Source organism: Psychrobacter sp. T6-4 (assembly GCF_052258425.1).
GTDB lineage: Bacteria > Pseudomonadota > Gammaproteobacteria > Pseudomonadales > Moraxellaceae > Psychrobacter.
The window spans coordinates 23946-36700 of the sequence record NZ_JBQQEZ010000004.1 but is presented as its reverse complement, the minus strand read 5'-3'; the positions used below and the strand labels follow the sequence as shown (position 1 = coordinate 36700).

The 12755-nt window shown below is 43.4% G+C and carries 11 protein-coding genes and 2 tRNA genes; 8 read left to right on the top strand and 5 right to left on the bottom strand.

Annotated features, from left to right (window positions below; translation table 11 throughout):
- Window positions 1-101 precede the first annotated feature (101 nt).
- Complete coding sequence (locus ACTXGE_RS03990; protein WP_435949326.1) at window positions 102-962, top strand: hypothetical protein; 861 nt, start codon at window positions 102-104, stop codon at window positions 960-962.
- 104 nt (window positions 963-1066) lie between these two features.
- Here the strand turns inward: ACTXGE_RS03990 and ACTXGE_RS03985 are convergent, their stop codons facing one another.
- From ACTXGE_RS03985 to ACTXGE_RS03970, 4 genes are all read right to left on the bottom strand, one after another.
- Window positions 1067-1789: a hypothetical protein gene (locus ACTXGE_RS03985; RefSeq protein WP_435949325.1), complete on the bottom strand. Its 723-nt coding sequence runs from the start codon at window positions 1787-1789 to the stop codon at window positions 1067-1069.
- Between the two features lie 249 nt (window positions 1790-2038).
- Window positions 2039-2368 carry a CopG family transcriptional regulator gene (locus tag ACTXGE_RS03980; protein WP_435949323.1) on the bottom strand — a complete coding sequence of 110 codons (330 nt, stop codon included), beginning with the start codon at window positions 2366-2368 and terminating at the stop codon, window positions 2039-2041.
- 210 nt (window positions 2369-2578) lie between these two features.
- Window positions 2579-2654, bottom strand: a tRNA-Asn gene (locus ACTXGE_RS03975).
- A 232-nt stretch (window positions 2655-2886) separates the two neighbouring features.
- A tRNA-Asn gene (locus ACTXGE_RS03970) sits at window positions 2887-2962 on the bottom strand.
- 339 nt (window positions 2963-3301) lie between these two features.
- Between ACTXGE_RS03970 and ACTXGE_RS03965 the strand changes: the two genes are divergently transcribed.
- The 6 genes from ACTXGE_RS03965 to ACTXGE_RS03940 all read left to right on the top strand — a co-directional run bounded on the left by ACTXGE_RS03965 (window position 3302) and on the right by ACTXGE_RS03940 (window position 9597).
- Window positions 3302-4039: an SDR family NAD(P)-dependent oxidoreductase gene (locus tag ACTXGE_RS03965; protein WP_317198614.1), complete on the top strand. Its 738-nt coding sequence runs from the start codon at window positions 3302-3304 to the stop codon at window positions 4037-4039.
- Between the two features lie 77 nt (window positions 4040-4116).
- Window positions 4117-5856, top strand: a complete 1740-nt coding sequence (locus ACTXGE_RS03960; protein WP_435949320.1) for an NAD(P)/FAD-dependent oxidoreductase — start codon at window positions 4117-4119, stop codon at window positions 5854-5856.
- Between the two features lie 14 nt (window positions 5857-5870).
- Complete coding sequence (locus ACTXGE_RS03955) at window positions 5871-6830, top strand: DUF1365 domain-containing protein (protein WP_435949319.1); 960 nt, start codon at window positions 5871-5873, stop codon at window positions 6828-6830.
- A gap of 42 nt (window positions 6831-6872) precedes the next feature.
- The gene (locus tag ACTXGE_RS03950; protein WP_443541989.1) at window positions 6873-8321 is read left to right on the top strand and encodes a class I SAM-dependent methyltransferase; all 1449 of its coding nucleotides are present in this window, start codon (window positions 6873-6875) and stop codon (window positions 8319-8321) included.
- 148 nt (window positions 8322-8469) lie between these two features.
- Window positions 8470-8895: a DUF2177 family protein gene (locus ACTXGE_RS03945; protein WP_317198610.1), complete on the top strand. Its 426-nt coding sequence runs from the start codon at window positions 8470-8472 to the stop codon at window positions 8893-8895.
- 141 nt (window positions 8896-9036) lie between these two features.
- On the top strand, window positions 9037-9597 hold the full coding sequence (locus tag ACTXGE_RS03940) for an acyl-CoA thioesterase (RefSeq protein ID WP_435949317.1): 561 nt from the start codon (window positions 9037-9039) through the stop codon (window positions 9595-9597).
- Window positions 9598-9706: 109 nt separating this feature from the next.
- On the opposite strand, the gene dps is transcribed toward ACTXGE_RS03940, so the two are convergent.
- Window positions 9707-10189, bottom strand: coding sequence for a DNA starvation/stationary phase protection protein Dps (gene dps / locus ACTXGE_RS03935; RefSeq protein ID WP_317198608.1), 483 nt, complete (start codon window positions 10187-10189; stop codon window positions 9707-9709).
- A gap of 438 nt (window positions 10190-10627) precedes the next feature.
- Between dps and uvrB the strand changes: the two genes are divergently transcribed.
- On the top strand, window positions 10628-12739 hold the full coding sequence (uvrB, locus tag ACTXGE_RS03930) for an excinuclease ABC subunit UvrB (protein ID WP_435949316.1): 2112 nt from the start codon (window positions 10628-10630) through the stop codon (window positions 12737-12739).
- Window positions 12740-12755 lie beyond the last annotated feature (16 nt).

Genomic DNA, 12755 nt, shown 5'->3' with positions numbered 1-12755 from the left:
TTTCTTTATTGGACAAAAATTAAAATTAAGTAAACTTAATGATTGATTGTAAGTGAATTAATGTTTATTATTTTGATCTCTTTAAACTCAAGGTCGTAATAATGAAAAAAATAATACTGTTGGCTGTTATGAGTGCCAGTCTTTTGGGCTGTGGTAGTGATGACTCTAGACCAGGAGTAATGCCTGGTATACCAAAACCAATCAAACCTTCTACTCCTACCAATCCTTCTAATCCATCCAACCCTACAAATCCACCTACAGACTCTGGTAATCCTCCTAGCGAACCGGTTGAACCTGCTAGTGTGCTACTGTCAGGTATTTACACAGGTATCACAGGACAAGGTGAGATCGCGCAGGGCTTAGTAGATGACAACAAAAGAATATGGGTGGTCTATTCTGACAATCTGCCGGATGTGTATCCACTAGGATTTGTAAGTACCAATCAGAACGTAGTAGGTAATAGTGGCGAGTTTAGCGTCAATGGTAAGAACTATTCTTATGATGATAGAAGTTCTTTTGATGTGACGATTACTGGCAATTATAAAACAGCTAAGACAATAAAAGGGCGAATATTTGATGTACCCTCAAGATCTACTACCTATGAAGTAGACTACGACGACGCGTTATCTGCCAGAAAACAAAGTCTAGCTGCTATTAATAAAGTATTTACTGGTATCGCTTATATTACAGGTGATACAGACGCAGGTGAGCTCGTTCTTGATGTCAAATCAAACGGTTCTTTTACGGGTGAAGATGAATCGGGTTGTAGAATGAGTGGTAAATTCACCCTAGCGACGTCGCAAAGGTACTTTGATAGTACAGTGACATTTGGCGGTGCGCCTTGCTTTGCACCTAGAGAGACTATTACGGGAGTTGCGCTATTAGATGAGAACAATGAGCTAATAGTCATCGGTACAGACGCGAATAGAAGTAAAGGAATTTACTTTAGTGGTGAAGAATAATAAATAATTCTTAAAGAAATATATAATATTAATAAAGCCCTAATCACTTGCTGATTAGGGCTTTTATTGTGGGCAGCACTTTAAGACATTACTTAAAATAAATATTACTCTAACGCGTTATTGAACTCAATAGTTTGACCATCGGCCAAAGTTAGTGTGCCATCAACAATGCTGATAGTGACCGCCTGCGTGTTTCGAATAGCGCGCATGACGTTGATGTCCTCAATACTACTATCGATGATAATCTTGCCAGACTGTTCAGGCTCGATAGTCGGCACAAAACTCGTTAATGGAACATTAAACTTTTTGCCCTGAGTGAGCTTGGCGTCTTTCATCATCAGCGTACCTTCAAAGCTCTCGATAGGTACACTGCCGTGATTGGAGAGCATAAACTGCATTTTAACCTGATTGAGACTATCGCTGTCGCTGGTTTTGACAGGGAGCAGGGCAACGGGATAAGTTTGTGCAGTTACCGCGCTATTGGATTGATTGGCGACAACAGGGCTCTTTTCTCCCGTTGGATTATCAGGATGCAGGCGCTCGTACTCGCGCTGTTGTAGTAGTGCTTTTTCAATCGTAGTACGCGGCATCGCTCCTGACTCATAAGCGCCGCTAAGCTTCATACGTAGCATATAGCGACTCAAAACCTGCCTATCGCTCTCAGGCAATTGCTCAAAGGTATCACCCAATTGCGCCTGCCATTGATCCGAGTTGGTCGGTATGGTCTGTTTTGCTGGATCATTTTGCGGCATAGAGCAGCTAGTTATCATCGGTACAACCCCTAGCGATAAGGTTGCAAGTAGAGCAGTACTCAAGCGCTTTATCATGATTCACTCCTTATAAGCACACATGTTATGTCTTATTCTTAGAGCTTTAATATACCGCGTTTACTCAATGAATGGGAATGCTCATCACGTTATCTTTTGCAAGAGTTAGCTCAATTTAAAGTTAGCACAATAAAGGTAAGCCAGATTAATGGAAAATAGAATAAGCAAGCAAAAGGTAAGTATAAAAAAAGGCTAAGCACTCTAGTAGCGCTTAGCCTTTTGTATTTTGCCTTTTTAAATCTTAAGCCTTTATTCGTCTTTTTCTAGCTCAGATAGAGAATGAATAATACTGTTGTTGTGCGTAGTAATAATCGCCTGATCAATAATGCGCTGACTTACGCCATGTTTACGTAGGGTTTCGATAAAGACCTCATCGTGCGCAAGCGTGTAGTCTTGATGATCACGGTCAAGACCTTGACGGATGTAGAGACGTATTAACCCCTGAATACGTTTAAACCCTAGCTCCTCTGAGGTAGCCGTCAACAAACCAATCATCTCCTCAGACAAACGGATACTTACTGGGCGCATCACCTTTTGCGGATGATCTGAGAACTTATTTTTTATATGGACAGGTATCATAATAAACCATTGTTTGTAGTGATATTATAAGACAAAACACTAGGATGAAATCAATTAAGCAAAACTATGCTCACCATACAACAAATACTGCCAAAAGAACACCTTATTGTTCAACCGCTATAAAACCTATAAGCACAAAAAAACCTCTATCAATAATGGATAGAGGTTTTCGTTGTTTGTACAATTGAATAGGGTTCAAACAACTAAATATGGCTCCTCAACCTGGGCTCGAACCAGGGACACACGGATTAACAGTCCGACGCTCTACCAACTGAGCTATTGAGGAATAAGGGGTGATAACGACTGGTTACTATCAAGCGATAAGCTTGTTTGCGTTATGTGGAGCACATTTTAGCCAAGTCTCTTGGTTGTGTCAACCTAGATAAGCGAATAACACTAAAATTTATTAAATATGCGTAAGCTTATTCAGCGAGCATACTGGCATAAAAAAACCCTCATCAAAGTGATGAGGGTCTTGGCAAATGCCATAATCGAATCTAAAGAGTACTGCTAAAATTTGGCTCCTCAACCTGGGCTCGAACCAGGGACACACGGATTAACAGTCCGACGCTCTACCAACTGAGCTATTGAGGAATAAATCACTGCTGACAGTGAACTTAGCATCTGTTCTAATGAGTTCGTGCTAAGTGGGGCGTATTCTAACAAAGATAAAAAATACGTCAAGCTTTTTTGTCTATTTTTTTTATTTGGCTAAATATAGAGAATAAGCAGCTTGTCATCTTAACGGATGACTCTTGATGGGCTCTTTTGTCTATTTTTAATCTATGATAATAGTTTGTGTCAGTTGATTGCGAAGTTACAACAATAAAGGTGCAGCCTTATACTATAATTATTTGGACGCTGACTATTTAGATTTTATACAACAGCGAACGCCTTTAATAAGATAAAACCAATAAAAGTAGGGACTCTATTATGAATAATAACGCTAATAAACTAAGCATCGTTATTACTGGTGCAACCTCTGGTATCGGCAAGCAGTTGGCAAAAGATTATCTATCAGATGGTCATACTGTATATGCCGTTGGCCGCGATGATGAGGCGCTCGCTGAATTAAAAGAGTTGGGTGCCAATCCTATCGATTTGGACTTGATGGACCGCGATAAAGTGATAGACGCCTTTAATGATATCGATAAGATTGACTTAGCCATTTGCGGCGCGGGCATGTGTGAGTATTTAGACATGCCAAACTTTGATAGTGAAGCCTTTATGAAGGTAATGTCAGTCAATATGGGTACACTGTCACACGCTATTGAAGGCGCATTGCCAAAGCTAATTGAGTCCAAAGGTCGCTTGGTGGGTATAGGGTCGGCATCCGCTTATGTACCGTTTGCACGCGCTGAGGCTTACGGAAGCTCAAAAGCGGCAATTCACTATCTTATGAAAACCTTGCAAATCAGTCTTGCGCCTTTTGATGTTGCGGTCAGCCTAGTCGTTCCTGGTTTTGTCGAGACGCCAATGACCAAGCAAAATGACTTTCCGATGCCCTTTATTCAGACGACTGAGCAGGCAAGTCAAGCTATTCGTGATGGTATTAATAGCGGCGATGACGTTATTGAATTCCCCAAAAAGCTTACGCTACCACTCAAGGCGCTAGGGACGTTACCAGATATGGTCTGGCAGCAAGTTAGCGAAAAGCTCAATAAAAAGTAAGAGGCGTACGCTGCAAATATTAAGCCGCTATTTTTACATTTATCACAGATAATAAAGTTATACAAAGGAAAAGCCATATGTCGTTTATGCGTCGCAAACGAGCATCAAAAGAGCAGCTGACCCATAATAAGGACAGCAGTAAGACGGACACTAGTATCAGTGATGATTCAAAGGGATCAAATAAGACTCGCGTGGCTATTATTGGCTCAGGGGTATCAGGTTTGAGTTGTGCTCATTACCTAGCCGCGCATCATGACGTGACTATATTTGAAGCCAATGATTATATCGGTGGTCACGTCAATACCATTGATGTGGCGTTGCAATATGGCAAAAAGACCAACGACGACAACGTCGAAAAAAGTGCAATAGATACTGGCTTTATTGTCTTTAATGAGCGCACTTACCCTAACTTTTTTCGTCTGCTTCATGAGCTACAAGTCCCGTTTCAAGCGACTGATATGAGCTTTTCGGTTAAGAACATCGCTCGCAAGTTTGAGTATAACGGTCATACGATCAATACCTTGTTATCTCAGCGCAAAAACGTACTTAATCCAAAGTTTTGGCAGTTTGTCAAAGACATTGTGCAGTTCAATAAGCACATTCGCAAACTGCGTCAAGATTATGATAGCGTGCGCGTGCAAGGCGGCGATGTCAGTGCATTTACCGAGCAAACCTTGGGCAGTTATTTGGCAGGTGAGCGCTATGGTCAGCTATTTACAGACAACTACTTGTTGCCTATGGTGTCGGCGATTTGGTCGACTAGCCTAAAAGAGGTACAAGCCTTTCCATTAGTGTTCTTTGCTCAGTTCTTTGACAATCATGGCCTGCTCGATGTGGTTAATCGCCCGCAGTGGTTCACTATCAAAGGCGGCTCTAAGCAATATGTGAATAAGCTGGTCACAAAGTTCGTTAAGGCGGGCGGTACAGTGCGGGTCAATAGTCCTGTAGAGTCTGTCACTCGCCATGATGATAGCAGTGGTGGATCAGTTACATTAAACGTCGTGAGCTACGACGCAGCAGAGCAACAAGCCCATAGCGAAGAGCTGGTCTTTGACGAAGTTATTTTTGCTTGTCATGCAGATACCGCGCTCAAGTTATTAGCCGATGCAAGCCTTGATGAGCAAGAGGTGTTAAGTCACTTTCGCTTTACGGAAAACACGGCGGTTTTGCACACTGATAGTAGCGTCTTACCCAAAAAGTCACTAGCATGGGCCAGTTGGAACTATCTAATAGATAAGCAGACGAGCATTGCAAATCAAGAACAGATGGGCAAGGAGTCGCCAGCTAACAAACCGGTGCTGACTTACCATATGAATATATTGCAGCGCTTGACCAAGCAGCATAATTATCTAGTCACGCTCAACCATGATATCGATCCGGCGCAAGTGATCAAAAGCATCGATTACAGTCATCCAGTATTTGACAATGAGATGATTGCAGCGCAAGGGCAGTGGGCGCGCATCTCTGGTAGTGGCTTGCATACGCACTTTTGCGGTGCTTATTGGTTCAATGGCTTTCATGAAGATGGCGTACGTAGTGGACTGCGCGTTTGCCAAGCGTTAGGGAGCGCTATTGAGATCAAAGATGAGGTCGATGCCAGTCATATCCCTGATAGTGATAGCACCCATACGCCGTTTCGCTATAGAGATTTGCCCGTTAAAGCTGACAAAAAAACGCGCCAACTCAAAAAACGCCAAGTGCAGACGGCAACGACCAATCAAGAGCTGGTCGCTTATGTCGCAAGCTTGCAACTGACAAATGCGCCTAGTAAAGGCAAAACCAAAAAACGTGGTTTTTTCTTTGGCCGTAAAGCCTAACATATGAGAGAGTCATGAGCACAAATCCTGCTAGTGAACACAAGAGTATGACGAGTGATAAGGGTTTACCACATCAGCTGTTTAGTGGCACCACTTGGCACACCCGCTTATTGCCAAGCATACATAAGTTTGCTTACCCTTATCGCTATTGGGGCATCAATATCAGTGCGCTCGCAGCAGGGCAGGATCTACCTGAGATCAATCTATCAGTGTTAGGCAGTAAATGGCTCAAAAGACTGCCCCTGTTCTCAGCCAAACATAAGGCATTACAGCAGTTTTTTGCCGATGATTATTTGCAAGAAAAAGCAGATGATACTCAAAAAAAGACAGATGATAGTAAGACTAAAAGTAGTGATAACGCTATACAAGCGCTAAATGAGCGTCTGACTCAAGCCTTTGTGACTCAAACAGGTAGCAAGCCTACAGGCGATATGATGGGTATGCTTGTGTGCCGTAATGCAGGATTGTATTTTAGCCCAGTCAATTTCTATATAGGCTTTGATAGCAAGCAAACCCCTACGCACTTATTGGCAGAGGTTTCTAACACCCCTTGGGACAAGCGTCATTACTATGGGTTTTTATTACAAGGGCAAGAGACCGAATTTTGCCATGACAAAAACTTTCACGTCTCACCCTTTAACCCCATCGATCAGCTCTACCGCTGGCAGGTGAAAGTGACTGATCAAGATGACGACTGCTTGCACGTTCGCATTGCGATCGATATCAGTGACAGACGCGGTGAGGTGCTAAAGACTGGTATAAAAATGTCAGGCGTGCCAATGACGACGCGATCGATACAGCATAGCTTACGCAAAAACCCGCTAATGAATATGACCTCATTGACCCGTATCTACTGGCATGCTTTTAAATTATTTGCTATCAAAAAAGTGCCTTATATTAATTATGATGAAACGCTTGCTGATAGTAAGCAAGGGCGTGAAGAAAGTAGCAAGGACAGTAAGTACTATAAATAACCCCTTTATCTCTCTGCAACTGTATGAAAGGATGATTAAACGATGTCAGTACGACCGACCGAACGTCAGCCGACGACCCGATTAGAAAAGATTAATGCCCGCATGAGCCAAACGCTCAGTGACAGCGCTATCTTACAACCTGTCAATAAAGGCATGAATAACCTAGCTCGAAAGGCAATATTTCAGGCGCTCAAACGCGTTCAGTTTGGCGGCATTACCATTATTGAAGCGTTTACGCAGTCTATCGATACGCATAGTTTCGGTGATAAATCTTTGAGTCTAAAAAGTAGCTCAGCAGTAGGGCGTCATGCCCTGCATGTGACGTTGAGAATCTATGATATCAGTGTCTATCGTCAGCTATTGTTTGGCGGCTCTATCGCCTTGGCAGATAGCTACATCAATGGCGAATGGGACACCGATGACTTAACGGGGTTGATACGCTTAGCGGCGCGTAACTTAGCCGTACTCAATAAATTAGAGAACCGATTTGCTGGCATTAGTAAAGCGTTTGAAAAAGCCAAGCATCAGCTACGTAGCAATGATCAGTCTGGCTCTAAGTCTAATATCTTGGCGCATTACGATTTGGGCAATGATATGTATCAGCGCTTTTTAGATGAGACCATGATGTATTCATCTGCTGTTTATCAAAACTCCGAGGCGACCCTGAGCGAGGCGCAGCAGCATAAGCTTAAGCTGATTTGCAAGCGCTTGCAACTGACAGCCAACGATCACGTCATTGAGATTGGTACTGGTTGGGGCGGTTTTGCTATTTATGCGGCCAAAAATTACGGCTGCCAAGTCACCACGACGACGATATCTGACGCTCAGTACGATGAAGCCAAGGTGAGAGTAAAGGCTGCGGGCCTGTCAGATAAAATTACTTTGCTCAAACAGGACTACCGTGAGCTGACAGGGCAGTATGACAAGCTTGTCAGTATTGAGATGATCGAAGCGGTTGGTCATGAGTATTTGCCAACCTTTTTTGCCAAGTGCAATAGCTTACTTAAACCAACAGGGCTTATGGTGCTACAAGCTATCACCTTTAATGATCAAAACTATGAGGACTATATAGATTCCGTCGATTTTATTCAGACGCATATCTTTCCAGGTGGTTGCCTGTTGTCTAATCAAGAGCTAAATACCCAGTTTACTAAGCAGACGGATATGGTCATCAAGCAATTACATGATTATGGTTTTGATTATGCGCACACATTACGCGACTGGCGCATAGCCTTTATGTCGCAGCGTGAAGAGATCAAAGCTTTGGGCTATGATGAAGCCTTTATTCGTCTGTGGGAGTTTTACTTTTGCTACTGCGAGGGTGGATTTTTGGAGCGCACTATTGGTGTGGTGCAGCTTACTGCAGTCAAACCTGACAACATCGATATATTGCATTTTTCTGATTCGCCTGCAGCTGATCTGATAGATAAGCCTACTGACACTACAACAAACCTGCGCAGCGCTCCTAGCACTGCGGCTGCGTTTGGCTAAAAGTACACTACTGAGCGTTTTACCAGATTTACAATTAAATGACCTAAAGCTATAACGATTACTAAATCTATATACATCATATTAAAGTACAGTTAAAGCATAAAAAATAATTGGGACCTGTGTTTGGTTATTACAAAAGGATATTATTATGGGCTATACATTTGTTTATCTAGTTGCTGTTGCTATGTTTTTAGGCGTAGATTTTGTCTGGTTATCAACGATGAAAGGGCTGTTTTATGAGGAACGTATAGGTCATCTGTTGGCGGATGAACCTAATATGATGGCGGCAGCTGTGTTCTACATGTTCTATATCTTAGCGCTATGCATTATCGTCCTTTATCCGCAGATAAAAGCGAACGCCTCTATCGGGCACATTTTCTTATTAGGTGGTTTACTTGGCTTGATGGCTTATGGTACTTATGACTTTACTAATCTTGCGCTATACAAAGGGTATACACTTGATACTGCTTTGGTAGATTTTACTTGGGGTGGCTTTTTAACAGGTACAGTGAGTGCTGGCACGGCTTGGTTGGCTTATCGCTTTAACTGGCTAAATAAGACGGCATCAGCTTAGGTGTTTGAGCTACAAGAAAGAGCGGTTTAATTTAGGTTAAGCCGTTTTTTTGCTGTTATCAATTTGCACTAGATATCCGCCTGCTGTATAACTGACAGATAAATTTTGCAACGATAAACGTTACAACGACCAAGGACAACTATGGCTCAATCTAATACCTCATCTACTGCCAAAAAAGCACCGCTAAACCATGAGCTTTATATGTCGATACTGATGACGCCTGATATGGCAAACTTCATTGGTAATGTTCATGGTGGCGACTTACTTAAAATGCTCGACCAAGTCGCTTATGCTTGCGCCAGTCGCTACAGTGGTAACTATGTGGTGACCCTATCCGTTGATCAAGTAATGTTTCGTGAGCCTATCTATGTCGGTGAGCTCGTTACCTTTGCCGCTAGCGTTAACTATGTCGGCACCACTTCGATGGAAGTAGGTATACGAGTAGAAGCAGAGGACGTGCGCGCACGTACAGTCCGTCATACTAACAGCTGCTATTTTACGATGGTAGCTATCGATGATAATGGTAAACCTACGCCAGCCCCGCCGCTTGATCTAAAAGATCCTATGCGTCAATGCCGCGCCGATGCAGCGCTTGAGCGTAAACAGTTACGTATGCAAAGCTCACACCGTCCCAGCTGTGATCTAGACGCGCCAGTCGAGAATCCGACAGCTATGCAAAAGCAGGACAGCAAAGATTTGTAGCATTTTTATAAATAGCGGTAATTACAAATAGCGATAAGAACGATTAAGCATAAAAAAAGGTCACTTATAAAGTGACCTTTTTAAATTAGACATACGTGTTAATTATAAGTTATTTCTTTGGTGCATTAGCACCGATGAACCATGCATCTTTATCTACAACGCGGCTTACCTCAGTTAGCAAATCAGCGGTATCTTCATCGCCTGCGTCACCCGCAGTATCGATCGCTTCACGTAGCGTTTCAGCAATTTTCTTATAACGGTTAGTCAGCTCACGAACATGCTGATCCACTTCTGTAATATCAGTGGGATAAGTTTCTAATATTGAATCTTCAGCGACGCGTTTAGAGATACCGTTTGCTTTGCCGCCCAAAATGACAATACGCTCTGCTACAGTATCAAAGGCTTCAGTTAAACGATCATAGGTGTCATCTAGTAACTGATGCACACCAATAAAGCCAGTACCTTGCAGATTCCAATGGCACTGCTTGGTGTCCATGCTCAGATCCATCAAGTTTGCTAGGTTTGAATTAAGTAGGTCTACCATTTTTTTGGCAGTGTCGTCATTGATTCCACTCGCGTAACGTTCTCTCATATTATGCTCCATTATTTATTAGAATTTAGATTATTTATTTAGCTTAACTGATTTCGATTTGGGTGTTGCTCAATTTCAGTATCTATACTAACAGTTTGAATTGATGATTGAACCCTAGACTATTAGGCTTTGTTGAGTGGTCATGTAATAGCTTTGTTAATCGTGAAAAGCTTTGTAAATATATCGTCTAGCGTGTAAGTTTTATACCCAAATCTTGATCGATATAGAGGGGGTGAATCAATACGTCTATCCTCTATTCGTCTACAAATCAATCAAACAGCGCTTACTAAGTAACCTTCAATAAACGACTTCTGAATACTTAGCACAAATAACACGTTGTTTTAGCTCTTTTTGCTAAGTAAGACTTGGTGTAAATAGCCTTTAAAAATAGTGCTAAAACCCCATAATGTTATAAACCTATTGAATAAGACAGTTCTTATGCGTATGCCTGAACCGCGCTCGTCGCGTCAGTTAAATCAATTGGCCTCTCAGTTACAAGGCGAAGCTGAAATTGTTGGTGTCAATGCGTCTGGAACGCAAATATCGAGTCGCGCCTTTGAGATGGTGACTGACTTTGAGCCTGCAGGCGATCAGCCGCAAGCCATCGATAAGCTCGTCAAAGGGATTAATAGTGGTATGGATGAGCAACTGTTACTTGGCGTGACAGGCTCAGGTAAAACTTACACTATGGCAAAGGTCATATCCGAGTGTCAGCGCCCAACGATCATTATGGCGCATAACAAGACGCTGGCGGCGCAGCTATATGGTGAGTTCAAATCGTTTTTCCCGAACAACGCCGTTGAATACTTCGTCAGTTATTACGATTACTATCAGCCTGAAGCCTACGTCGCGGCATCCGATACCTTTATCGAAAAAGACAGTGCTATCAATGATCATATCGATCAGATGCGCCTGTCAGCCACCCGCGCGCTGCTTGAGCGCCGTGATGCAATCATCGTCGCTTCGGTCTCTTGTATTTATGGTCTGGGTGATCCTGAGAGTTATCTTAAGATGCTGCTCCACATTGTTGTCGGTGACAAAATAGATCGCACCGCAACGATCAAGCGTTTGGTTGAGATGCAATATACTCGTAACGAGCTGGACTTTGGGCGTGGTACGTACCGCTTGCGTGGTGAGCTACTTGATATTTATCCAGCTGAGTCTGAGCAATTGGCAGTACGCGTGCATCTGTTTGATAATGAAGTTGAAAAAATTACTTGGTTTGATCCGCTAACGGGTAAGACCGTGCGTAGCGTGCCGCGTATTACTATCTATCCTAAGTCACATTACGTCACCCCGCGTAATAAGTTGGATGCGGCTAGTATCACTATTCGCGAAGAGCTTGAGCCGCGCCTTGAGTATTTTCGCGATAATAACAAACTGATTGAAGCGCAGCGTCTTAAAGAGCGTACCCAGTATGATCTTGAGATGATACAACAGCTCGGCTACTGTAACGGTATCGAGAACTACTCACATCATCTCTCTGGTCGTCCGTGGGGTGAGGCGCCGCCAACACTGTTTGATTATATTCCAGAGGATGCGCTGCTGTTTATCGATGAGTCGCACGTTACCGTCTCGCAAATTGGAGCAATGTATAAAGGCGATCGCTCGCGTAAAGAGAACTTGGTCAATTACGGCTTTCGTCTGCCTAGTGCGATGAACAATCGACCTATGAAGTTTGAAGAGTGGGAGCGTATCAAACCCAAGACTATTTATGTGAGTGCGACGCCTGCACTGTATGAGTATGAGCACAGCGAGCAAGTGGTCGAGCAGGTCGTGCGTCCAACGGGACTTATTGATCCTGAGATTGAGATACGTCCCGTGCTGACCCAAGTCGATGATGTGTTATCTGAGATTACCAAGCGCCGCGAACTTGATGAGCGTGTGCTGATTACCACTTTGACCAAGCGTATGTCCGAGGATTTGACCAGTTATCTTAAAGAATACGATGTCAAAGTCGCCTATCTGCACTCAGACATTGATACCGTTGAGCGTATGCAAATCATTCACGAACTGCGTACAGGCGTGCATGATGTTTTGGTCGGCATTAACCTCTTGCGTGAGGGTCTAGATATGCCCGAGGTGTCACTGGTGGCGATATTTGATGCCGATAAAGAGGGCTTTTTGCGCTCAGAGCGCGCGCTGATTCAGACCATTGGTCGCGCCGCGCGTCACTTAAACGGCAAGGCCATACTCTATGCCGATCGCATCACGCCAAGTATGCAAAAGGCGATAGATGAGACCGACCGTCGCCGCGAAAAGCAAGTGGCATTTAACCTTGAGCACAACATTACGCCAAGGGGCGCGCGCCGCAGTATCACGGACAAGATCGATACGGGTGATGATCTGGACGCTAACGACAATCAAGCGATTCCGGTCAAGAGCAATCTGCCAGATGTTGATATCAGTATTTTACGCAGTCCTGATCTGCTCGCCAAAGAGATCAAGCGCCTAGAGAAACTTATGAAGCAGTTCTCTCGTGATCTCAAGTTTGAGGACGCCGCAAAAACCCGTGACAAAGTGCTAGAGCTAAAAGCGCATCTGCTTTAGGTGTTTTAATCGGGGC

Bases quoted from the DNA above. Each gene is read 5' to 3' on its own strand.
- ACTXGE_RS03965 (WP_317198614.1), top strand. From the start codon at position 3,302: ATGAATAATAACGCTAATAAACTAAGCATCGTTATTACTGGTGCAACC.
- ACTXGE_RS03955 (WP_435949319.1), top strand. From the start codon at position 5,871: ATGAGCACAAATCCTGCTAGTGAACACAAGAGTATGACGAGTGATAAG.
- uvrB (WP_435949316.1), top strand. From the start codon at position 10,628: ATGCGTATGCCTGAACCGCGCTCGTCGCGTCAGTTAAATCAATTGGCC.
- ACTXGE_RS03985 (WP_435949325.1), bottom strand. From the start codon at position 1,789: ATGATAAAGCGCTTGAGTACTGCTCTACTTGCAACCTTATCGCTAGGG.
- ACTXGE_RS03945 (WP_317198610.1), top strand. From the start codon at position 8,470: ATGGGCTATACATTTGTTTATCTAGTTGCTGTTGCTATGTTTTTAGGC.
- ACTXGE_RS03960 (WP_435949320.1), top strand. From the start codon at position 4,117: ATGTCGTTTATGCGTCGCAAACGAGCATCAAAAGAGCAGCTGACCCAT.
- dps (WP_317198608.1), bottom strand. From the start codon at position 10,189: ATGAGAGAACGTTACGCGAGTGGAATCAATGACGACACTGCCAAAAAA.
- ACTXGE_RS03990 (WP_435949326.1), top strand. From the start codon at position 102: ATGAAAAAAATAATACTGTTGGCTGTTATGAGTGCCAGTCTTTTGGGC.
- ACTXGE_RS03980 (WP_435949323.1), bottom strand. From the start codon at position 2,368: ATGATACCTGTCCATATAAAAAATAAGTTCTCAGATCATCCGCAAAAG.
- ACTXGE_RS03950 (WP_443541989.1), top strand. From the start codon at position 6,873: ATGTCAGTACGACCGACCGAACGTCAGCCGACGACCCGATTAGAAAAG.
- ACTXGE_RS03940 (WP_435949317.1), top strand. From the start codon at position 9,037: ATGGCTCAATCTAATACCTCATCTACTGCCAAAAAAGCACCGCTAAAC.